The sequence below is a fragment of the Salinimicrobium sp. TH3 genome, from assembly GCF_026676115.1.
GTDB lineage: Bacteria > Bacteroidota > Bacteroidia > Flavobacteriales > Flavobacteriaceae > Salinimicrobium.
The window spans coordinates 1-22,504 of record NZ_JAPONB010000010.1 but is presented as its reverse complement, the minus strand read 5'-3'; the positions used below and the strand labels follow the sequence as shown (position 1 = coordinate 22,504).

At 41.9% G+C, this 22,504-nt stretch carries 19 protein-coding genes and 2 tRNA genes; 3 read left to right on the top strand and 18 right to left on the bottom strand.

The window, feature by feature from the left end:
- Position 1: 1 nt before the first annotated feature.
- The 9 genes from OU683_RS14130 to porV form a co-directional block, all read right to left on the bottom strand.
- Positions 2-1,423, bottom strand: a complete 1,422-nt coding sequence (locus OU683_RS14130; protein WP_268139437.1) for a DUF389 domain-containing protein — start codon at positions 1,421-1,423, stop codon at positions 2-4.
- Positions 1,424-1,426: 3 nt separating this feature from the next.
- Positions 1,427-2,509: a mannose-1-phosphate guanylyltransferase gene (locus OU683_RS14125; protein WP_268139435.1), complete on the bottom strand. Its 1,083-nt coding sequence runs from the start codon at positions 2,507-2,509 to the stop codon at positions 1,427-1,429.
- 1 nt (position 2,510) lies between these two features.
- Positions 2,511-3,116 (bottom strand): SprT-like domain-containing protein, encoded by a 606-nt coding sequence (locus tag OU683_RS14120; RefSeq protein ID WP_268139433.1) that lies wholly within the window; start codon positions 3,114-3,116, stop codon positions 2,511-2,513.
- Positions 3,117-3,120: 4 nt separating this feature from the next.
- On the bottom strand, positions 3,121-3,801 hold the full coding sequence (locus tag OU683_RS14115; protein ID WP_268139431.1) for an SDR family NAD(P)-dependent oxidoreductase: 681 nt from the start codon (positions 3,799-3,801) through the stop codon (positions 3,121-3,123).
- Positions 3,798-4,808: a M28 family metallopeptidase gene (locus tag OU683_RS14110; protein ID WP_268139429.1), complete on the bottom strand. Its 1,011-nt coding sequence runs from the start codon at positions 4,806-4,808 to the stop codon at positions 3,798-3,800. The genes OU683_RS14115 and OU683_RS14110 overlap by 4 nt, the downstream gene beginning before the upstream one ends.
- Before the next feature lie 63 nt (positions 4,809-4,871).
- Positions 4,872-6,542 carry a pyruvate dehydrogenase complex dihydrolipoamide acetyltransferase gene (locus tag OU683_RS14105; protein ID WP_268139427.1) on the bottom strand — a complete coding sequence of 557 codons (1,671 nt, stop codon included), beginning with the start codon at positions 6,540-6,542 and terminating at the stop codon, positions 4,872-4,874.
- A 5-nt stretch (positions 6,543-6,547) separates the two neighbouring features.
- On the bottom strand, positions 6,548-7,546 hold the full coding sequence (gene pdhA, locus OU683_RS14100) for a pyruvate dehydrogenase (acetyl-transferring) E1 component subunit alpha (protein ID WP_268139425.1): 999 nt from the start codon (positions 7,544-7,546) through the stop codon (positions 6,548-6,550).
- A gap of 108 nt (positions 7,547-7,654) precedes the next feature.
- Positions 7,655-8,137, bottom strand: coding sequence for a cytidine deaminase (cdd, locus tag OU683_RS14095; RefSeq protein ID WP_268139423.1), 483 nt, complete (start codon positions 8,135-8,137; stop codon positions 7,655-7,657).
- A 120-nt stretch (positions 8,138-8,257) separates the two neighbouring features.
- Positions 8,258-9,415 (bottom strand): type IX secretion system outer membrane channel protein PorV, encoded by a 1,158-nt coding sequence (gene porV / locus OU683_RS14090; RefSeq protein ID WP_268139421.1) that lies wholly within the window; start codon positions 9,413-9,415, stop codon positions 8,258-8,260.
- 429 nt (positions 9,416-9,844) lie between these two features.
- Here porV and gldJ point away from each other — a divergent pair, with 429 nt between their 5' ends.
- Together gldJ and OU683_RS14080 are read left to right on the top strand one after the other, a co-directional pair.
- Positions 9,845-11,506 carry a gliding motility lipoprotein GldJ gene (gldJ, locus tag OU683_RS14085; RefSeq protein ID WP_268139419.1) on the top strand — a complete coding sequence of 554 codons (1,662 nt, stop codon included), beginning with the start codon at positions 9,845-9,847 and terminating at the stop codon, positions 11,504-11,506.
- Between the two features lie 64 nt (positions 11,507-11,570).
- Entirely contained in the window at positions 11,571-12,851 is a 1,281-nt protein-coding gene (locus tag OU683_RS14080; RefSeq protein ID WP_268139417.1) for a UDP-N-acetylmuramoyl-tripeptide--D-alanyl-D-alanine ligase, read from the top strand.
- Between the two features lie 491 nt (positions 12,852-13,342).
- Here OU683_RS14080 and OU683_RS14075 read toward each other — a convergent pair.
- The 9 genes from OU683_RS14075 to OU683_RS14035 all read right to left on the bottom strand — a co-directional run bounded on the left by OU683_RS14075 (position 13,343) and on the right by OU683_RS14035 (position 20,761).
- A tRNA-Val gene (locus OU683_RS14075) sits at positions 13,343-13,417 on the bottom strand.
- A gap of 45 nt (positions 13,418-13,462) precedes the next feature.
- A tRNA-Val gene (locus OU683_RS14070) sits at positions 13,463-13,537 on the bottom strand.
- A gap of 105 nt (positions 13,538-13,642) precedes the next feature.
- Positions 13,643-14,860, bottom strand: coding sequence for a bifunctional folylpolyglutamate synthase/dihydrofolate synthase (locus OU683_RS14065; protein ID WP_268139415.1), 1,218 nt, complete (start codon positions 14,858-14,860; stop codon positions 13,643-13,645).
- 4 nt (positions 14,861-14,864) lie between these two features.
- Entirely contained in the window at positions 14,865-15,683 is an 819-nt protein-coding gene (locus OU683_RS14060) for an energy transducer TonB (RefSeq protein WP_268139413.1), read from the bottom strand.
- A gap of 72 nt (positions 15,684-15,755) precedes the next feature.
- Positions 15,756-16,148, bottom strand: a complete 393-nt coding sequence (locus tag OU683_RS14055; RefSeq protein ID WP_228915810.1) for an ExbD/TolR family protein — start codon at positions 16,146-16,148, stop codon at positions 15,756-15,758.
- Between the two features lies 1 nt (position 16,149).
- Positions 16,150-16,851: a MotA/TolQ/ExbB proton channel family protein gene (locus OU683_RS14050; protein WP_228915811.1), complete on the bottom strand. Its 702-nt coding sequence runs from the start codon at positions 16,849-16,851 to the stop codon at positions 16,150-16,152.
- A 96-nt stretch (positions 16,852-16,947) separates the two neighbouring features.
- The gene (nhaD, locus tag OU683_RS14045; RefSeq protein ID WP_268139411.1) at positions 16,948-18,321 is read right to left on the bottom strand and encodes a sodium:proton antiporter NhaD; all 1,374 of its coding nucleotides are present in this window, start codon (positions 18,319-18,321) and stop codon (positions 16,948-16,950) included.
- Between the two features lie 10 nt (positions 18,322-18,331).
- A complete protein-coding gene (locus OU683_RS14040; protein WP_268139409.1) occupies positions 18,332-19,558 on the bottom strand; it encodes a Glu/Leu/Phe/Val dehydrogenase dimerization domain-containing protein in 1,227 nt (408 codons plus the stop codon).
- A gap of 60 nt (positions 19,559-19,618) precedes the next feature.
- Positions 19,619-20,761: an anhydro-N-acetylmuramic acid kinase gene (locus OU683_RS14035; RefSeq protein ID WP_326493558.1), complete on the bottom strand. Its 1,143-nt coding sequence runs from the start codon at positions 20,759-20,761 to the stop codon at positions 19,619-19,621.
- A 19-nt stretch (positions 20,762-20,780) separates the two neighbouring features.
- Here OU683_RS14035 and OU683_RS14030 point away from each other — a divergent pair, with 19 nt between their 5' ends.
- Positions 20,781-21,923 carry an acyl-CoA dehydrogenase gene (locus OU683_RS14030; RefSeq protein WP_268139407.1) on the top strand — a complete coding sequence of 381 codons (1,143 nt, stop codon included), beginning with the start codon at positions 20,781-20,783 and terminating at the stop codon, positions 21,921-21,923.
- The last annotated feature ends 581 nt before the right edge of the window (positions 21,924-22,504 follow it).

Below are 22,504 nucleotides of genomic sequence, written 5' to 3'. Positions count from 1 at the left end.
GTTAATTAACTGTTCTCACCACCAGAGTATCGAGTGCTAATCTTAACTGCAGCCATTGCTCCAGTTTATTCATTTCAGATCTTTTCGCCGCCGCACCTAACTTTGAGGACCACTTCACATTAAAGGTAGGGATGGTATCTATTCGCGAAAAGTTCGTTACAAGACTGTTGGCGTAGCTCATCTCCTGAATTTCGGAATAGTTGATCCTGGCTTCCTTAGAAATACTTTCAAAAGGAATACCAGCACTTCTGTGTTTTAGCAGTTCCTGCTCGAGTAATTGTATTCTTTTATCCTTATCCTCCACCAGTTGCTGGTTCCTCACATAAAGGTCCTCCAGGATCCCAGCCCTTACCTGCGTTGAAAGTCGGCTTGCAATTTCCGAACTTTGATCGGAGCCTTGATGCACTTCCAGCACTACCTCTTCAAAATTGGGAATAGCCTTTACCTCCTGCACCCATTGATCTATCTGCTCTGTAGGTACCGTTCTACCAATAAGGTAGATCTCAATGATCTTGGTTTTATAATTTTGATCAAACTTTACCACCTCAGCCCCAGGATAGTTGATCACTTCCTGTACAATTTCCCTCGTCTTACTTACAAACACCTGCTCCCTAAGCAGGTTCACAAATAATATGATACTGGGGATCATCACAAGGACGGCAATAAGAGAAGCAAGCCGGGCAGTATTCCTGCGGTGCTTACTATTAACATATTTCACCAGTGGAAACCTCAAAAGCTTTGCGACCAAAAATGTTGATAAAGCGATGAAAACCGAGTTGATGGAAAACAGGTATAAGGCTCCCCCGGCGTATTCCCAATTCGCCGTGGCAAGTCCATACCCTACCGTACACAGTGGCGGCATAAGGGCTGTAGCAATAGCAACACCCATGATTACACTCGCGATTGCTCCCTTTTTTGTTTTAGCTACGATAAGAGCCATCCCACCAAAGATCGCCACCAGCACATCCAGAATAGTAGGATAAGTCCTGGCAACCAGTTCGGGAGTTTCCTCCTTAATAGGAGAGATTAGGAAATAAAAATATGCGGTAAGCACACTTAGGAATACCATAACCCCCAAATTTACCAGGCTGCGTTTAAGGGTATCAATATCATTAATAGCGACAGAAAATCCAATTCCGACAATAGGCCCCATTAAGGGAGAAATTAACATCGCGCCAATTACTACAGCGGTACTACTTACGTTAAGGCCAATAGACGCCACAAAAATTGAAAAAATAAGGATCCAGGCATTATGACCTTTAAAAGATATATCACGCTTCACGGTTTCCATAGTGGTCTCACGATCGGTATCATCGTGAATATCCAGAAGCTCCCGAAGGAATTCTTTTATCTCCTTCAAAATTGTTCTCCCCTTACTCTCTTCCCCAGATGTTAGGGTCGTATTCCCTGAATTATTTTCCATTAACTAACCTAGATTTTCTCCAAATTTCTTCTGAACCCGCTCCCTTAGACCTTTTATATCCTGCTCTTTCGCCCGCGGCACTATAAGCAGGATTTCATTTTCATCAACGATGACGTGGTCTTTCAAACCTTCAATAACCACTACTTTATTTTTATCTGACGAAACAATATTCCCAGTTGCATTCTCGGCATAGAGACGTGCATTTAAAGCTGCATTATTATCTTCATCCTTTACACTTTCGTCATATAGAGAGCCCCAGGTACCCAGATCGTTCCAATCGAAAGAAGCCGGAATGACATATACCGTCCCCTTTTCCTTCTCAAGTATTCCGTAGTCAATCGAGATGTTTTCTGCCGCCGGAAAATTCTCTTTTATAAAAGCCTTTTCTGCGGAAGTATTAAGGACATCTTCTTCTTTTGAAAACAATTCGTACATCGCGGGTAGGTTTCTTTGGAAGGATCTGATTATGTAATCAACATTCCATATAAATATTCCCGCATTCCATAGGTACTTACCACTATCAAGGAAAGACCTGGCGACCTCATATGAAGGTTTTTCAGTGAAAACATCAACAGGTTTTACCTTGTCATCCCATGTTGGATCGAATTTAATATAGCCATACCCGGAATTGGGAAATGTAGGTTTAATTCCCAAAGTCACAATTTTATCCTCACCTCTTGCAGCTTCAAAAGCAGTTGTAATGTCTTCTAAAAAAGCATTTTCATTTTCTATCCAGTGATCACTGGGCGCCATGATCATTACTGCATTATTGTCTTTTTTTCTAATCTTAAGGGCGGCCAAAAGTACTGCAGGTGCCGTATTTCTCATTACAGGTTCAAGTACAATTTGTTCTGCGCTTAAATTTGGTAATTGCTCTTTTACCAAATCCTCATAACTTTCATTGGTAAGCACATAAATATTTTCGGGAGGCACAAGCGCCTTAAGCCGGTTGAAGGTGGTTTGAATCAATGTTTCCCCCTTTCCTAACAGGTCCCGGAATTGCTTAGGTCTTGCTGCTGTACTTACCGGCCAAAATCTTGAACCTACTCCCCCAGCCATTAAAACTGCAAAATTATTTTCCTTCATACTAATTGGCTGTTTTTAATAATTCCACCTCCGCATTGGGTTGAAAAAGGTAAATTCTTCCTGTTTTGACCTCCAGGCATTCGTATCGTTTAATACGTCTTTCTCCTTTTTTAAAAACTTTACCGTTATAGATCCTGAATATTCCACCATGCGGGATCTCAAAAATGTAGTTTTTATCGTTATCCTCATCAAACTGTTTTAAAGCTACAGCAAGATGAGCATCTGTATCACTACTCGCCTTGGGGTTCTTAAAATGCCGGGCGATCAAAGGAACTAACTGCGCAGGAAAGATCTCGGGCCTAATGAATGGCAACATTAGTTTTTGAAAACTTCTTTTCCATTCTGCACCATGAGGTTTAATTTGCCTTCCAAAATGCTCAAAAGCTACCAAATGTGCAATTTCATGAACCAGGGTGATAAGGAAACGGTATTTATTGAGGTTGGCGTTAACAGTGATTTGATGCATTCCTCCAGGCAGATTCCTATAATCCCCATGCCGGGTCTTCCTTTCATTCACGATCTTGAGATGTATATTATTCCCTTTAATCAAACCAAATATTGGCTCGACTGCATGAGTGGGTATATATTTCTCGAGAATATTTTTCATTATCCTAGGGGGTACTGCTGGAAACCTGCAGTAATTTTCCGTTATAAAATTTATTTCCGGTAAGGGAAAAATCCGCTATATACTTAGCCATTTCCGAAGGTTGCAACGGAGCTTTATAGCCGGGGAACGCCTCTTCCAGCATTTCCGTTTGCACTGCACCCAAAGCCAATACATTAAATGACGGACCGGTTTCTTTATATTCTTCAGCAAGAATTTCGGTTAAGTTGATCACTGCTGCTTTGCTTGAGCTATAAGCAGAAAGGCCGGGGAATTTCATGCTGCCCTGAACGCCTCCCATGCTGCTTACCGTCACCACATGTCCCTTTTTGTTCATTAACGGCAGCATTTTTCTCGTAAGAGCTGCTACTCCAAAGACATTGATCTTGTAAACTTTTTCAAATTCTTCGGAAGTTATTTCTTCAAAAGGTTTATTTATGATAGCTCCGGCATTGTGAATAAGGATATCCACTTGCCTCCAGTTTTCTTTTACAAATCCCACTGCTTTTTCAAGATCAGCTTCCGCAGTGATATCAAAAGGAAAAGTTTGTACATTTTCCAATCTCAGCGTCTCAACCGGCTTAGTGTTTCTTGAAAGGGCTAATATTCTATGCCCTTCGCTAGCCAGCTTTTTTACCAGCTCAAGGCCAATCCCACGGCTGGTTCCTGTTATGATTATATTTTTCATTTAGTGTGCATCTTAATTTCCTTCTCGGGAGAATTGGCCATTGCGGTCAATCCCGGAATAAGGCTTTCAATAACATTTTCCAAATGGTCAAGATCCATTTCTTCAAATTCATCATTGACATGATGGTAATATTCATAATTGGTAAAGTCAAACGAAGAAATTGTTTGTGCCGGAACATTAAACCTTTCAAAAAAAGGATAATTGTCACTCCTTTTAAAAAGTTGGTATTCTTTCGCCTGGGGAAGAAAACCCAGAACCTGATTATTTGAGTATAGATTGAACTTTTCGGCTAAATTTGACCTTTCATAACCTGTAAGGTAAACCAGATAATCTTTATCTAACATTGGGATCCCCACCATCTCGATGTTGAACATCACATAAAGGTCTATAGCTTCTTTTTCCAGCCTTTCTGCCAAATGTTTTGCTCCCACAAGACCCAATTCTTCTGCGGAAAAAAGAGTGAATAGAATGCTCCTTTTAGGAGGGTTTTCGGCAAAATATGCGGCCAATTCAAGAACAGCTGTGGTTCCTGCCGCATTGTCGTTAGCTCCATTGGCAATTGAATCGCCTTCTACAGGCTCCACTATCCCCACGTGGTCATAATGAGCACCAATAATTATATATTCATCCTTTAAACCGGGGTCTGTCCCCTCCACAAAACCCACAACATTATAGCCTGTCATATCCTTCACCTGGAAAGAATCTCTATAGGTCTCAAAAAAGGGTTTTACTCCGCTCTTTCTTAGAACAGTCTGTATATAATCGGCTGCTTTATCAATCCCCTCACTTCCGGTTTTTCTCCCTTTCAGTTCATCTGAAGACAGATATTTCAAGATGCTGCTAATTCCATCTTGAGTTATGGCTTCTTCAACAGCCATTTGGGTGTAAGATTCGGTTTTGGTGACAGTTCCTGGTTCAGGGTTTCCTGTGATCTTCTGGGTTTGTCCGCAACCAAAGAGGACAAAGAACCCAAGGCCCCAGATTCCAGATAGGTGAAATTTTTCCATGTGGCTAAAGATAAAAAAATCCCGCGAAAAGCGGGATTTTTAAGTATGTGTATACAGGTTTCCTTATGCCAACATGGTCACAGGATTTTCTATATAGGTTTTAAGTGTTTCAAGGAATTGTGCTCCCGTTGCACCATCTACAGTTCTATGATCACAGGCAAGAGTAAGCTTCATGGTATTTCCTACCACGATCTCTCCATTTCTCACCACAGGCTTCTCAACTATTGCTCCAACAGAAAGGATTGCTGAGTTTGGCTGGTTGATAATACTTGTAAATTCTGTAATACCAAACATACCAAGGTTAGAGACGGTAAAAGTACTACCTTCCATTTCCTGGGGCTGTAACTTTTTATTTCGTGCCTTTCCTGCAAGTTCCTTTACGTTACCACCAATTTGTGTCAACGACATTTGATCTGCATACTTAAGAACCGGAACTACCAGTCCTTCATCTACTGCAACTGCAACCCCCATATGGATGTGTTTGGCAATTTTAGTAGAATCTCCCGTCCATTGAGAATTCACCCTTGGATGTTTCCTCAAAGCCATGGCAGAAGCTTTTATCACCAAATCATTGAAAGAAACTTTCACATCTGGAATCTCATTGATCTGCTTACGGTTCGCCATTGCATTACTCATATCCACCTCAATGGTTAAGTAGTAATGTGGTGCGTTGTACTTAGATTCGGCAAGTCTCTTCGCAATGGTTTTACGCATTTGAGAATTCTTGACCTCTTCAAAACTTTCTTCTCCTGCAGGAGTATAAGTTTGCACTGCCGAAGGCTGAGCTTTTTCTTCATGTGAAGCCGCAGCTGCTGGTTTGGCCTCTGCAGTTTTTTCTGAAGGTTTATAGTTCTCGATGTCCTTTTTGACAATTCGATTGTTCTCTCCTGAACCTTTAACGTCGGCAAGGTCTATTCCTAGATCTTCGGCCATTTTCTTCGCAAGCGGAGAAGCAAAAATGCGCTTTCCGTCTGAAGTTGTAGTGCTCTGCTCAGTCTTTTCAGTTTCCTCAGCTTTCTCTTCTTTCTTATCTTCCTGCTTTTTGGAAGCTGCAGGTTTTGCAGCCCCACCGCTTTCCACGATAGAAGAAACATCTGTGCCTTTAGGGCCAATGATAGCAAGAACTGCATCTACAGGTGCAGTCTCCCCTTCTTTAATTCCTATATATAACAAGGTTCCGGAATAGAAAGACTCAAATTCCATGGTTGCTTTATCGGTCTCAATTTCAGCAAGAATCTCTCCTTCTTCTACTTCATCTCCTTCATTCTTCAACCAGGAAGCAACAGTTCCCTCTTCCATGGTGTCGCTAAGACGTGGCATTTTAACCACTTCTACTCCTTCAGGGATCTCACCTTCTTCAGAAGCATCTTCTGTTGAATCTTCTTTTGAAGAAGATTCAGCCTTTTCTTCAGCTTTAGCTTCGTTCTTAGAGTCAGCTTTAGGAGAGTCTTTTGATGAATCATCCTTTCCATCCAAAAGTGAGGAAATATCCTCTCCTTCTTCTCCTACAATGGCAAGCAACGCATCAACAGGTGCAGTTTCTCCTTCTTCAATACCTATATGCAACAGGGTACCCTCATAGAAAGATTCAAATTCCATGGTCGCCTTATCTGTTTCGATCTCGGCCAGGATATCCCCTTCTTCAATTTTGTCACCTTTTTGTTTTAACCACTTTGCAACGACACCTTCTTCCATGGTATCGCTAAGACGCGGCATTTTAATAACTTCTGCCATAACTCTTATAATTTATGGGGTAAAAACGGATAATCTTTTTGTTCGTAAACTACGTCATACATGGTCTGCACTTCTGGGTAATCAGATTCATCAGCAAACTTCTCACATTCAGAAACAAGATCTTTTACTTTCTTATCGATCTCTTTTATTTCTTTATCTGTAGCGTATTTATTTTTTTTGATGATATCCTTAACCTGTGAGATTGGATCGATTTTTTGATACTCGGCCACCTCATCTTTTGTACGGTACTGCTGGGCATCACTCATAGAGTGCCCGCGATAACGATAGGTCTTTAACTCAAGAAAAGTTGGTCCCTCACCTTTACGTGCTCTTTTAATTGCTTCATCAAGAGCCTCGGCCACTTTCTCGGGATTCATTGCATCAACAGGACCACAAGGCATATCATATCCAAGACCAAGCTTCCATATTTCTGTACTTTTTGAAGTACGTGCAACCGAAGTACCCATGGCATAACCGTTGTTCTCTACACAAAAGACTACAGGTAAATTCCATTTTACAGCCATAGTAAAGGTCTCATGAAGCGAACCCTGTCTTGCTGCACCGTCTCCAAGAAAAGTTAAAGTAACGGCATCTCTTTTGAAATACTTATCTGCAAAAGCAAGCCCGGCACCAAGAGGAATTTGACCTCCTACGATCCCATGACCTCCGTAAAAACGGTGTTCTTTAGAAAAAATATGCATAGAACCACCCATTCCCTGAGAAGTTCCTGTTTTCTTACCATACAACTCGGCCATCACCTTTCTTGGATCCACTCCCATTCCAATTGGCTGAACGTGATTTCTATAAGCGGTGATCATTTTATCCTTGGATAGATCCATTACATGTAAAGCACCTGCAAGAATAGCCTCCTGCCCATTATAAAGGTGTAAAAAGCCTCTAACTTTTTGCTGAATGTAAACCTGCGCCAGTTTGTCCTCAAACTTACGCCAAAACAACATGTCCTCATACCACTTAAGGTAAGTGGCTTTTGTGATTTTCTTCATTTAACTACTTATTTTTAAGGCTAAGCGATGCTTGCGCCAAGCGAAACACAAAAATACTATTTTCAAAAGGAACTAAAAACAGTTTCTCTTTGAAAAAGCGCGAAAACGTTATAGATAGGAATTGTCGAAAATAAGCGGCAAAAGATCTGAAATGGAATTGGATTTTACCACCTTCCCTTTCTCGCCCATGAAAAAGATCTCAATGGGCTGTTCCTGCTTTACCTCGTACTCGGCTATAGCCTGGCGGCACGAACCACACGGCGGGGTTGGAACCTCCATTTGATGATTTTCTGACCGGGCAGTCAAAGCCATTTTGAGAATTTTGGCTTCCGGATATTTTGCTCCCGCATAAAAAATGGCTGTCCTCTCGGCGCAAAGTCCGGCGGGATAGGATGCATTTTCCTGATTGCTTCCAGTAACCACTTCTTTATTATCAAGAAGAATTGCCGCTCCAACTTTAAATTGAGAATAAGGAGAATAGGATTTCTCCCTGGCCTCAATTGCCTGCTCCATCAAACTTTGTACATCACCAGGTAATTCAGCTTCATTATCGTAAACTTCAAGATCGGCACTTATTGTAATTGTTTTCATTTTTGGGGTTTCTATAGAAAAAAGCTCCCGTGACTAAAAAGCCCGGGAGGTTATTAAGTTCTCATTTCGTAATTCAAAGATATGCATATTGGAAAAAACAGTTATAGCTTGAAATATTCACTAGTACTGTTCATATTGTCTTCCAAAGTTAAAGGTCAATCCAAACCTCAGTGTTCCTTCCAGAGGACTCACGACTTCGGAAGTTGAAAAGAGGTAAGACAGGTCGATATCTACCACAGTATGCCTAAATCCTGCCCCGAAAGAAATGAACTCACGGGATCCTTTTTCGGGACTTTCGTGGAAATAACCAGTCCTTAGGGAGAAAACCTCCTCATAAACATATTCGGCTCCTACAGCGTAGGTCACCTCTTTCATTTCTTCACTAAAACCATCTGGAGCATCTCCAAAAGATTTAAAAATACCTTCAATAGCACCAATAGAATTGTATTCCTGGATGTCCTCTGCATCCATATCTCCATCAAGATCAAAATCTTTAGGGGTTGGAACCAGAAGTTTATTGAACTCAACATAAGTTCCTATCCTGTTCGACATGTCCAGGATAAAATCAAATCCTCCCCCAAGTTTTAAATTGGTAGGTATAAAATTTTCCTGCCCGCCGGCATCATATTTAATTTTAGGTCCAATATTGGAAATATTCGCTCCTGCTCTCCATCGCCCGTCAAAACTTGTGTAGTCAATGCGGTCACTTTGATAAAAAGCTGCCACATCCACTCCAAAGGTACTGGCAGCAGAAGCATCTGGATCTAGTTCTGCAATTTTAAGATCAGACCGCAGGAACCTTCCCGCCACGGCCATAGAAAAGTGTTCACTTAATTTGAGAGCATAAGAAAGATCAAGAGTGAATTCGTTTGGACTAAGGATTCTGGCAACCTCGTCTGGATAGTCACGGGCTTCAATATTACCCATGCTAAAATACTTTAGACTTGCCCCAAATGCGCTTCTCTCACTTATCCTATTATAATAGGTGATATTCCCTAGAAATATATCATTCACCAATTCACTTAAATAAGGAGTATAATTCACGCCCAAACCTTGCTGATGTTCAACAAAAACATATTTTGCAGGATTCCATTGTTGCGAATAGGCATCGGGAAAGGTTGCCACTCCCTGGTCACCAAGCCCGGCAGCACGGGCATCGGCCGCAATCATTAAAGTAGAAGCCGCCGTGGTGATCACACGATCACGTTCTTCCTGAGCAAAAGATTTCCCACTAAACAGCAAAATCACCGCAATGGTGAAGAGTGATAATTTTTTCATAGGACTATTAATAATTAACAAATATACCCGAAAACCTTTAGAATAAGTTATAAGAACCGAATTTCTCAATTTTACCCTAACATAACGTCTATTTTAACAGAAGCTTATGCAGAGCCTCCACTTTTCCTGTGTTTTCTTCAGTTTGACCCACTTTTGACCATTTCTATCGGCTCCACAAACCGGCAGATCAATTCCACTGAAGCTTAAAGAAAAGAAAAAAGTTGACAAAAAACCATTACTTTTGCCGTATAATGCCCCAATGTTTTTACTTTCAGGTTGTGGCAGGCCATGAAATAAACCATTATAAGTCGCGTTATCATAAAGATTTACAGGAAACTACAAGATTTCGTTTCGGTTGAAATAATCTTGGTAGTTTTGCGTTAATTACTATATTGCAAAGCCATAATTGCTATAAAAGATATTGTGAATATGAGAAATAAAGTTGCTGTAAAAGCTCTTTTTGCCGTCGCTGTAAGCGTTGGCCTTTTTAGCTGTAACAACTCCAGAGATTACAAAGACAATTCCCGTGCTACCGGTTGGGATATCAATTCCAAAGAAGGTGGCTTTAACTACAATGCCGACTATGACGAGCAGGAAGCAGGTCCAGGACTTGTATTTGTAGAAGGAGGAACCTTTACGATGGGACGTGTGCAGGATGATGTAATGCATGACTGGAATAACACTCCTACTCAGCAACACGTTCAGTCCTTTTACATGGACGAGACCGAGGTAACAAATCTTATGTATTTGGAATACCTTGATTATTTAAAAAGAGTTTACCCTCCAAGTGAAGAGAGATATAGAAATATCTACCAGGGAGCTTTACCAGATACTTTGGTTTGGAGAAATAGGCTGGGTTATAATGAAACCATGACCAACAACTACCTGCGTCACCCTGCATATGCAAACTATCCTGTTGTTGGAGTGAGCTGGATCCAGGCTGTTGAATTCAGTAAGTGGAGAACAGACAGAGTGAACGAACTTCGTCTTGAAAAAGAAGGATTCACCCTTGAAGGCGCAAGATTTGCTGCCGAACCTGGTGAAACCTTCAACACCGAAACTTACCTTAACGCTCCGAGCATGACCTATGGCGGGAATGACAGTATTGTTCGTGGAGGAAATAAGGCAGATCGATATATGACCGAGGATAGTACAAACCTTTATGTGCAACGTAAGCATGGGGTTCTACTTCCAGAATATCGTCTTCCTACCGAAGCAGAGTGGGAATATGCCGCCCTTGCACTGGTAGGGATTAGAAATTACAATGTTTACCGCGGAAGAAAAAAATATCCATGGGACAGCCAGTACACACGAAGCGGTGACGCTAGAAAACGTGGGGATCAAATGGCAAACTTCAAGCAAGGCGATGGAGATTACGGCGGAATTGCAGGATGGAGCGATGACGGTGCCGATATCACTGCCGAAGTTAAATCTTATGAACCAAATGATTTCGGACTGTACGACATGGCCGGAAACGTCGCCGAATGGGTTGCCGATGTTTACCGCCCAATCGTAGACGATGAATTCAACGACTTCAACTACTATCGTGGTAACGTTTACACCAAGCACGCTATTACCGAAGATGGTACCGTAAAAGTACTTGGGGTAGATGAAATTGAATATGACACCCTGAGCAATGGAAGAATAGTGGCAAGAAATCTTCCGGGAGAAATAAAGACGGTGCCTATCACACCCGAAGATACTTACCTTCGTACAAATTTCAACGAAAGCGATCAAAGAAACTTTAGAGATGGTGACAGGAAATCATCAAGATACTATGATTCTTTTGGGGACGAAGATATGGCAGACCCAAATAAAAGGATGTATAATTCTCCGGTTCACACTGCCACTGTAGACAGTGTTGGCGGTCAAAGCCTCGAGTATGACACTTCAACAGGCCGCACAACGCTTATAGATGACAACGTTCGGGTTTACAAAGGCGGAAGCTGGAGAGACCGCGCATACTGGTTGGACCCTGCACAAAGAAGATATTTCCCGCAGGATATGGCGACAGATTATATTGGATTTAGAAATGCAATGTCACGAGTAGGCTCCAAGTCTCTCAACAAAAACAAGACAGCAAAGAATTAATATTCCTGAAAATATAAATGTGAAAGCCCTAATTTGATTAGGGCTTTTTTTATAGCTTTATTTTATGAACATAGATAGACTCCACCAGCTTTTTTTAAAGAGCTCCGGAATTAGCACCGACACAAGAAAGATCAGGAAGGACAGTATTTTCTTTGCCTTGAAAGGGGAAAATTTCAACGCCAATGAATTTGCTGCTGAAGCTCTCGAAAAAGGAGCATTATATGCAGTTATTGACGAAAATCTTTCAAATGAAGATAAAAGGTTGCTGCAGGTTGAAAACAGCCTTAAAGCACTGCAGCAATTGGCATCATTCCACAGGAAACACCTGGGAATCCCAATCCTTGCCCTTACCGGAAGCAATGGTAAAACTACCACCAAAGAACTTTTTAATGCAGTTCTTTCAAAAAGGTACAGAACTGTGGCTACTACAGGAAATCTCAACAACCACATTGGAGTACCAATTACCCTTCTCTCCATGAATGAAAAGACCGAAATTGGTATTGTAGAGATGGGTGCCAACCATCAAAAGGAAATTGAATTCCTGTGCAGTCTCGCAACGCCAGATTATGGTTACATCACCAATTTTGGTAAAGCCCATCTTGAAGGCTTCGGAAGCGTGGAAGGCGTAATAAAGGGCAAGAAGGAACTGTATGACCATCTAAAAGAGCATAAAAAGTTGCTTTTCCTGAACCTGGATGATCCACTTCAAAAAGAAGAAACCTCCTATCCACATGTTTTCAGCTTTGGATCTTCTGAAAAAGCCGATGTTACCCTAAAATATTTTAGAGAAGATTCATATGCAGGGATCGAAGTAGAAGGAGAAAAGATCTGCGGTAAGCTCACAGGTGCTTACAATGGCACCAATATGGCGGCTGCCTATACCGTGGGCACATATTTTGAAATTCCATCCTTAGAGATCATTGCAGCTATAAAAGAATACAGTCCGCAGAACAATAGATCACAGATCATTCTAAAAGATAACCGAAGGATCATTTTGGACGCATACAATGCCAATCCTTCCAGTATGGCTGCAGCTCTGGAAAACCTAGGCGGGATGGATGGCTCTCCAAAAATTGCCATTTTAGGAGACATGTTTGAATTGGGTCCCGAAGCTAAAAAAGAACATCAACAATTACTGGACGACTACTCCACCTCTTCTGTAGATAAAGTCTACGCAATAGGTTCCAATTTTAGCCAGACAGAAACCACCTCTCAAAAGATCAAAAAATTTGAAAGTTTTGAAGCTTTTAGGGCCTGGTTTCAGCCATCAGAATTCAATGCCGGTACTATATTGATAAAAGGATCTCGAGGTATGGCCCTGGAAAGGGTAATGGAATTGATTTAATATCTGATGCCTGAAAGGACATTTAAAAAACGCCGGAAAAGATAATATTCACCTTCAAACAGACCTTACAGGTTTTTAAAACCTGTGAGGTCTCTATTTTTTGGCACAAAGGATCTCTTTGAATTTAATTGTTGTTCCAAGCATGTTTCACAGCTCTCCATAGATTTATATACACTACCCAGTTCACGCTTAAATTAAGGCGCTTAAATGCAGCTTTAAAGGAGTTCAAGTAAAGAAACCTTTAAAAACAAAAAAGTCCCATAAACTCAAGGTCTATAGAACTTCTATATATTAAATTGTGGGTGATACTGTCCCGATAGCTATCGGGAGAACCAGTGACCAACACCTAAATTCTACTTATAATGAGCCACAACCTCGCCCCAAAGACAGGTAGTCAGAAAACGAAAAACCTAACAGGTCTTGGAGACCTGTTAGGTTTGCAGATATTTTGGATTTTGTATTTTTTTGGAACTTGAAAGTTCCCACTTTAGTGGGTGATACTGGGTTCGAACCAGTGACCCCTACCTTGTCGAGGTAGTGCTCTGAACCAGCTGAGCTAATCACCCTTGAAATCAAAAAAGGCCTCCAAGAGGAAGCCTTTAAAAAATCTGTGGGCAATGAGGGATTCGAACCCCCGACCCCCTCGGTGTAAACGAGGTGCTCTGAACCAACTGAGCTAATTGCCCTAACCTGTTTATGAACTTTCGCATCTTTTAAGGCGTGTACCTCTCTGAATGCGGATGCAAATATAGACCACATTTTCAATTCTGCAAAGAATATTTTCAAAAAAATTAAATTATTTCTGCAACTGTAAAAGTACTACCTCCAACGTAGATCATATCCTTAACCGAAGCGGCTTCCAGCGCAGCTTTATAAGCTTCAGAAACTGAATTATATAAGCTTCCAAAAAGGCTATTTTCGGCTGCCTTTTTTTGAAGTTCTTTGGCATCAAGACCCCGGGGAACATTTGGTCGGGAAAAATAATATTTTGCATTTTTTGGAAAAAGCGGCAGCACTGCGTCCAGGTCTTTGTCGTTCACCACCCCAATTATTAGGTGTAGATCTTCAAACTCTTCTTCCTGTAACTGCTTCATCGCATAAACCAGCCCTTCTTTGTTATGTGCAGTATCACAAATAACCTTCGGTTCTTCCTGCAACACCTCCCATCTTCCTCTAAGGCCGGTATTATAAATGACATTTTTGAGACCTTTCTCCACAGCTTCCTCTGTAAGTTCCCATCCAAGACCCTTCAGCACCTCCAGAGCCATGGAAACGGTGCGGATATTCTTTTGCTGATAATGTCCTTCAAGATCTGAAAGGAATGGTTTACCGGAAAAATCTTCAGCAAGGTAAAAAGGGGCGTTATTTGCTTCAGCCAGCCTTTTAAACACAGGAAAAGTATTTTCATGGTACTCGCCAATGACAACCGGTGTCCCTTGCTTAATAATCCCGCCTTTTTCTGCAGCGATCTTTTCCAGGGTATCCCCGAGGATGTTCACATGGTCAAAACCAATATTTGTGATAACAGAAACTTCAGGAGAAATAATATTGGTGGAATCCAGCCTTCCGCCCAGACCAACTTCAATTACAGCAACATCAACTTTCTCATTTGAGAAGTATTCAAAAGCCATTCCCACGGTCATTTCAAAGAAAGAAAGACTTTCGGTATCAAAAAAGGCTTTATTATGATGAATAAAATCAATCACTGCCTCCTGGGAAATCATCTCCCCGTTGATCTTAATCCTTTCCCTAAAATCCTTTAAATGAGGAGAGGTGTATAGACCCACCTTATAGTTGCTTTCCTGAAGTACGGAAGCCAACATATGAGAAACGGAACCTTTGCCGTTAGTACCGGCGACGTGAATGGTCTTAAAATTATGGTGAGGATTTCCCAGCTGTGCAATCAACTTATGTATATTGGAAAGATCCACCTTATAGGCTTTATTTCCAACCTGTTGATACATGGGCAACTGTTGAAACATCCATTCAACAGTTTCTGTATAGGTCATCAAGTTATTCGGTAAGTTTGAAGTTGTAAATAATGGTGCCCACCTGCTTCGCGGGAGCATCGGGATCACTGTTAAAGCGGGTAGCAAGGGCAGCTCTTTTTGCAGGATCAGTAAGGCAGGTAGCGTTATTGGTTGTGCCTTTTACCCCCGGAATGGCACGTGTTACAGCACCACTTCGGTCTACTTCGATTTGAACCACTACGAGGCCCGATTCATTACAATCCTGTACAAATTTTTCCTTATTGAGAGCTTTTCTACCGCCAAGTCGATAGTTCCCGTCGCCATCAAGTCCCATTCCTGTACCGTAATATGACTTCGCATTAGGATCACCGTCGGGGCTGCCTTTATCACCTGCAACATCATCATTACCTTCTCCTCCTCTCGCCTGCCCATCATTAGCAGGGCCGTTAAGAATACTGCTCAAGGCATCTGTAGTAGATTTAGAAGGTTTGGGATCGGGTTTTTTTACTGGCTCTTCCACCTTTTTCACAGGGGTTTCCACTTTTTGCACGACCTTTTCTTCTTTCTTCTTTTCTATTACTGGAGCTTCAATAACTTCCTGGGTAACCACTTCTTCCTTAATATTGGTTTCCACAGGAGTTACCGGAGAACTGGTTTGTTGAGGCGCTGTTTTAACAGGCTCGGTTGGCTGTTCAATGCCCGAACCAACCTCTGAAGTTCCAAAGTTTATAGCTATCCCATTTTCGGGTGGTGGGTCGAGATAAGTGAAGCCAAAGAACAGCAATAGCAGGATTAGCAATACGTGGAGAACCACTGTGATTGCCATCGACTTTCTTTCGTATTCTGTTTCCAGGTATTTCACTCTGTTCTTTTTCTAGATTTTATTCAGCAAACATAGTTCCACAATTACCAAAAATGATAAAGCAGAGAATGTTTATTCGGGTTTTACTGCAAGCACGATCTTGTAGCGGTTCCGGTTTGCAATATCCATGACATCTACAGCCTTTTCAATTGGTACACCTTCTTCGGCTCGTAATATAATGGTAGGTTCTTCCACCCCTGCCAGGACTTCTTTAAGCCTGGATTCCAAAGAGCTGCTACTTACTCTCTCCTTATCAATATAAACCTGAAGGTCTTTTGTGATACTCACTGCCACGTTCTGTTTGTTCGTGGTCTTTCCCTTAGCCTTTGGAAGGATAAGATCAAGAGCTTCCGGAGTAATAGCCGGCGAGGTGAGCATAAAAAAGATCAACAACAGGAATACAATATCTGTCATGGAACTCATGCTGAATTCGGGACTGATCTTATTTCTGCCTCTTAAGTTCATACTATACAGGTTCGTTTAGAAGGTCAAGGAAATCTACAGCCGTAGCCTCCATTTGATGCACTACCTTATCTGTCTTAACCACCAGGTGGTTATACCCAATATAGGCGATAATACCTACAATAAGACCTGCAACCGTGGTAGTCATCGCTGTATAGATACCTTCAGCCAGAGCTCCCATTTCTGCCTGGCCGCTACTGGTAGCCAGTTCGTGGAAAGCAATAACCATCCCTATCACTGTTCCGAGGAAACCAATCATAGGCGCGGCACCTGCAATAGTTGCAAGTACACTCACGTTCTTCTCCAGTTTATAAACTTCAAGACGTCCTGCATTTTCAATCGCTGTGTTAATATCCTCGAGCGGACTTCCAATGCGGTCAAGCCCCTTGGCTGTAAGTCGTGCTACAGGCGAGTTAGCCTGGGCACATCGAATTCGTGCCGATTCAATATTGCCATGTAAAACGGAGTCCTTGATCTGGTTCATGAAATTACTGTCGGTTTCTGAAGCAGCTTTAATAGCAAACAATCTTTCGAAATAGATATAAATGGCTGCAAACAGCAATATGAAAAGGATGAGAATGATAACCTGTCCTCCAATTCCGCCGCTAAGAAACAAATCAAACAATGAAAGGGTTTTTTCCTCAACTATAGGTTCTGTCTCCTGTGCCGCCTGGGCAAGACCATCCTCCTGAATAAAGTATAGCATTTGTGTATGTGGTTTTTTATGTAACGTGAGAATCCAATTTTAATTGTAAAGATAAACAGCCTTTGATTTAATGCAACCTAAAAGCAGAATATAAATCTAGAAGAAATGAGTAAGCACGATAAAACTAACAGCTCCCCCTAGAAATCCCAGTAAAGCCAGGGGTGCGATGTTTTTTAAGTACCACATAAAGTTAATCTTTTCCATTCCCATAGCAGCTACTCCCGCAGCAGAACCTATGATAAGAAGACTACCTCCTGTACCTGCACTATAGGCTATAAAATGCCAGGTCCGGTCATCAACAGGGAAGTCGTACATGGCCATAGAAGCTGCTACCAGCGGCACATTATCTATCACTGCTGAAAGTCCCCCTAGAATTACCACCACAGCATCCATACTTGGAATCGCCTGTGAAAGCTGACTGGCCGCATAAAAAAGTGTCCCAACCTGCCGCCCCTGAAGAGTTCCAAAAACAAGGCTTTCAAGTCCCGCCACTGCCAGTAATATTCCCAAAAAGAACAGGATACTCGAAAATTCAATATTAGAAAGGGCTTTATGAGTGGAGTATAAATTCTTCTCGTTTTTGCTGATATTCTTCACCGGCTTTACATATTCTGAAAGCAACCAAACAAGGCTTAGGCTAAACAGCATACCAACATAGGGCGGCAAACCTGTAATTCCCTTAAATATTGGAACCAGAAGAATAGCACCCAAACCTGCGTAAAGCATTTTTCGGCTACTTAACAACCTTTCCGAATCATCATCTATCACCTTTTTCTTTAAAACCGTTTCTCCCCTAAATGCTTTAAGCCGCATAGCTGCAGCAAAAGGAAGTATAAAGCAGAATAGTGCAGGGATTATGAGATGCTCTGCCAGGCCTGCCGCAGTTACTTTATTATTGATCCAGAGCATTGTTGTGGTCACATCACCAATTGGCGACCAGGCTCCCCCCGCATTGGCGGCAATTACAATGAGCGCAGCGAACCATACCCGGTAATCCCGTTTGGGAACCAGCTTGCGCAGCAGCGTAACAAGAATGATCGTGGCAGTTAAATTGTCAATAACTGCAGAAAGAATGAAGGCCAGAGCACCGAGCACCCAGAGCAGCTTCTTTTTATCTGTAGTGACAATAGTTTTCTTTATTATAGCAAAACCCCGATGAATATCTATTATCTCCACAATGGTCATTGCCCCAATAAGAAAAAACAGGATCTCACTTATGGAACTAAAGTGGTGCATGAGATTTGCTTTAAATCCCCACATTTGTTCTGCCAGGTCCCCTTTAGTTACATTAAAAATTTCCCCATGATAATCTACAATAGAAAGGATCCCGTTATTAAAACCGAAAGCGATTCCTGCCCAAATAATGGTGGCCATTAGGAGGGCAGAAACCGCTTTATCAAGTTGTAGTGGATGTTCCAGCGTTATTGCCAAATATCCAACAATAAAGATGACAATTAAAAGGCTTACCATTGCTATAGCATCATACCAGCTTTTTTAAAGCAACTTCAAAGGCAGTTTTGCTGATATTGGTTTTACTGCTGTTATGGTTAAAGGTATTTTGAATAGCATTTCTAATAGTAATTGAGGTGTCGTTGAAGATAGCCTCATCTGTCATTTGAACTCTGCGCTCCATAAAATAAGCAAATACTCTTGCCATTCCACAGTTAGCGATGAAATCGGGTATCACGCTTATGCGCTCATCTGTATATTCCATTATGGGTCCAAAAAAGATCTCTTCATCGGCAAAAGGTACATTGGCGCCACTGGAAATGACTTCCAGTCCCGAATTCACCATCTTATCTACCTGTTCCCTTGTAATTAGCCGGGAGGCGGCGCAAGGAGCAAAAACTTCAGCATTTAAAGACCATACACGTTCATTGATCTCCTCAAAAGGAATAAGGTTTGCAGATTTTAACGCATTGCCCTGTTTGTTAAGGAACAAAACCCGGATCTCTTCGAAGGAGAAACCGTTCTCATTTATCAATCCACCTTCACGGTCAATGATTCCAACCACTTTTGCGCCCATCTGGGCCAGGTAATAGGCAGCGGCAGAACCTACGTTACCAAAGCCCTGCACAATTGCTTTTTTGCCTTGCACATTACCACCATAAATATCATAGTAGTGACGCACGGCTTCGGCCACACCATAGCCTGTGATCATGTCGGCCACGGTGTACTTTCGGGAAACATCGGGTGAAAATTTGCTATTTTCAAGCACCTTGATCACTCCCTGGCGCAGTTGTCCAATTCTATTGATCTTATCGGCTTCTGTAGGTTTGAAATGTCCATTAAAAACCCCCTCCTGCGGATGCCAAACTCCTGAGTCTTCGGTAATCGGGATAACTTCATGGATCTCGTCGACATTCAAATCTCCTCCAGTACCATAGTAACTTTTTAGAAGTGGAGATACTGCTTTATACCAACGCTCCAAAACACCTTTTTTACGGGGATCATTTGGATCGAAATTTATTCCCGATTTCGCGCCGCCTATAGCAGGTCCCGAAACGGTAAATTTAACCTCCATGGTCTTTGCCAGGGAGAGCACCTCGTTCATATCAAGGCCTTTTCTCATCCTGGTCCCACCACCTGCAGCACCACCGCGCAAAGAGTTGATTACCACCCAGCCTTCGGCTTCAGTTTCTGGATCTTTCCAATTAAAAACAATTTCAGGTGCTTTATTCTGATATAAATTCAATAATTCTTTCATAATCTTATTAAATATTGAGGCAAATATAAAAAACTAATTTTCGCAACATCTTGATTTATCTCATCCTTTTGGAAAAAAAATTACTCCTGAAGAATGGTCTTTTGAGGCTCCGGTAACCGAGCTCATAACATTGTTCTCCCCTCTCAACTTCAGCACTCCTAAAAAGGCGAATATTAAAGCCTCTTTATAATTCACTACTTCTGCTGAAGGAATAATTATTTCAGATTTTGTGCGCCTTTGAATTTCTTTAATAAGAAAATCATTGAACGCACCACCGCCGGTTACCAAAACCTTTTCTTCGGAAGTATCCCGTAATTCGTTCGAAATTACTTCCGCAGCATGTTCGGTATAGGTTCTAAGCAAAGAGGGAATAGAATTTTCATACCTTTCTAAAAGTGGAAAAATGTATTTATTTACCCACTCGATCCCCAAAGATTTTGGAGGACGAAGTCCGTAAAAAGGTAATTTCTGAAGCTCTTCCAATAGTTCTTCATTGAGTTCTCCCGAGGCTGCTATCTCCCCATCCCTATCGTAGGGAAGATCAATCTTTTGAGATAGATAATTTAAAACCGTATTCACCGCACAAATATCATAGGCCAATCGGTCTCCATTTGGTTTGGTCGAAATATTCGCAAATCCTCCAAGGTTGAGGCAATAGTTATAAGATCCAAACAACAATTCATCACCGATGGGTACTAGAGGAGCCCCCTGCCCGCCCATTTCTACGTCCTGTACTCTAAAATCACAAACAACGGTGTGTCCAAGGTTTGAAGCCAGGGCCGGAAGGTTTCCTACTTGGAAAGTAAACCCGTTTTCGGGCTCATGTTTAATGGTATGACCATGACTGCAAATTGCATCAGGTTTAAAAATGTCATTTTTGGAAAGAAATTCTGTAATGACTTTTGAAAGAAACTGCGTGTAATTCTCATTGAGGTCCTTCAGCTGTATGTCATCATAGTTGACTGCTTCAGAAAGTATTTCCTGCCATTCGGAAGGATAGGGAACTGTTTCCGCAGCCAAAATTTTGTAGGACCAACCTTCAGAAGAAGTGAAATTCACATACGCCAGGTCTATGCCATCAAGGGACGTTCCCGACATAACTCCTACAACGTTATAGTTATTTTTGTTCATTGGGGTAAAAATAGCCAACTCAATTGAAAAAATGCCACTAAAAGGGTATCTTTGGCTACCAAAATCGAACATTTTTTAAAAAATATACCGAATGGATTTTAAGCTTACAGAAGAACATATAATGATTCGCGATGCGGCACGGGATTTCGCAAAGAATGAATTGCTGCCCAGAGTGATTGAAAGAGACGAAAAACAGGAATTCCCGAAGGAGCAGATTAAAAAGATGGGGGAATTGGGCTTTCTGGGAATGATGGTTTCTCCCGAGTATGGTGGAGGCGGTATGGATACCGTTTCTTACGTACTTGCTATGGAAGAGATTTCCAAGATCGATGCATCTGCTTCTGTAGTAATGTCGGTTAATAATTCACTTGTTTGCTGGGGTCTGGAGAAATTTGCAAATGAGGAGCAAAAACAAAAATACCTTACAAAATTAGCCACAGGAGAATCTATTGGTGCATTTTGCCTTTCTGAACCAGAAGCCGGAAGTGATGCCACTTCTCAGAAAACAACGGCTATAGAAAAGGAAGACCATTATGTATTGAACGGTACCAAGAACTGGATCACAAATGGTAGCACGGCAGATTTTTACATTGTAATTGCCCAAACTCATCCCGAGTTAAAACATAAAGGAATAAACGCTTTTATTGTTGAAAAAGGCTCAAAAGGATTTGAAATTGGTCCAAAAGAGCAGAAACTGGGAATACGCGGAAGCGATACTCATTCCTTGAACTTTAATGATGTAAAAGTTCCAAAGGAGAACAGGATTGGCGAGGATGGTTTCGGATTTAAATTTGCAATGAAAACTCTTTCCGGAGGACGTATTGGAATCGCTGCACAAGCTCTTGGTATTGCAGCCGGAGCCTACGAACTTGCGAGAGAATATTCCAAAGTGAGAAAAGCTTTTGGAACCGAGATCATGAACCACCAGGCAATTGCTTTCAAACTTGCAGATATGCATACTTCTATTGAAGCTTCGCGTCACCTGGTGATGAAAGCTGCATGTGACAAAGACAATGGAGAGAACTATGATCTATCTGGAGCCATGGCAAAACTATTCGCTTCCCAGACTGCAATGGATGTCACTGTGGAAGCTGTACAGGTGCACGGTGGAAATGGATATGTGAAAGAATATCACGTAGAGCGGTTGATGAGAGATGCAAAGATCACGCAGATCTATGAAGGGACTTCAGAGATCCAAAAGATCGTTATTTCCAGAAGTATTTTGAGGGATTAAGAACAAGGATTCTATTCATATTGTAAAGCCCGATCTAAAAGATCGGGCTTTTTTTGTATTGTCCAGCAACTAAAAAATCAAAGCCAGTACCATTACTGAAGAAGTAAAGTTCCCCGCTGTAGTGTGAGAAGGGGTGGCCGCAGGCCGGGGTGGTGCATGGAACCTAATAGTTCTAGGTTAGTTATAATCTCTGGGGAAGTAAGACCCTTCCCTCGTTACTTTCCTGAATTTAACTTTGAAGAAAGAACACCCTCCCCGTCCGGCTAAATGCCGGACTTCCCCTCCCTGGAAGGGAGGGGAGCTGAGATTCGTTTCCAATTCAACTTGTTGCTTAAGTGTTCCCCTACTCTCTGAGGAGGGGTGGCCGAAGGTCGGGGTGTTGCATGGAACCTAATAGTTCTGGGTTAGTTATAATCTCTGGGGAAGTAAGACCCTCCCCGTCCGCCAAGTGGCGGACTTCCTCTCCCTGGAAGGGAGGGGAGTTGACATTCGTTTCCAGATTGGACTTTTGTAGTGTTCCCCTCCTTTTTAAGGAGGGGTGGCCGCAGGCCGGGGTGGTTTTAGGGCATAAAAAAACCCTT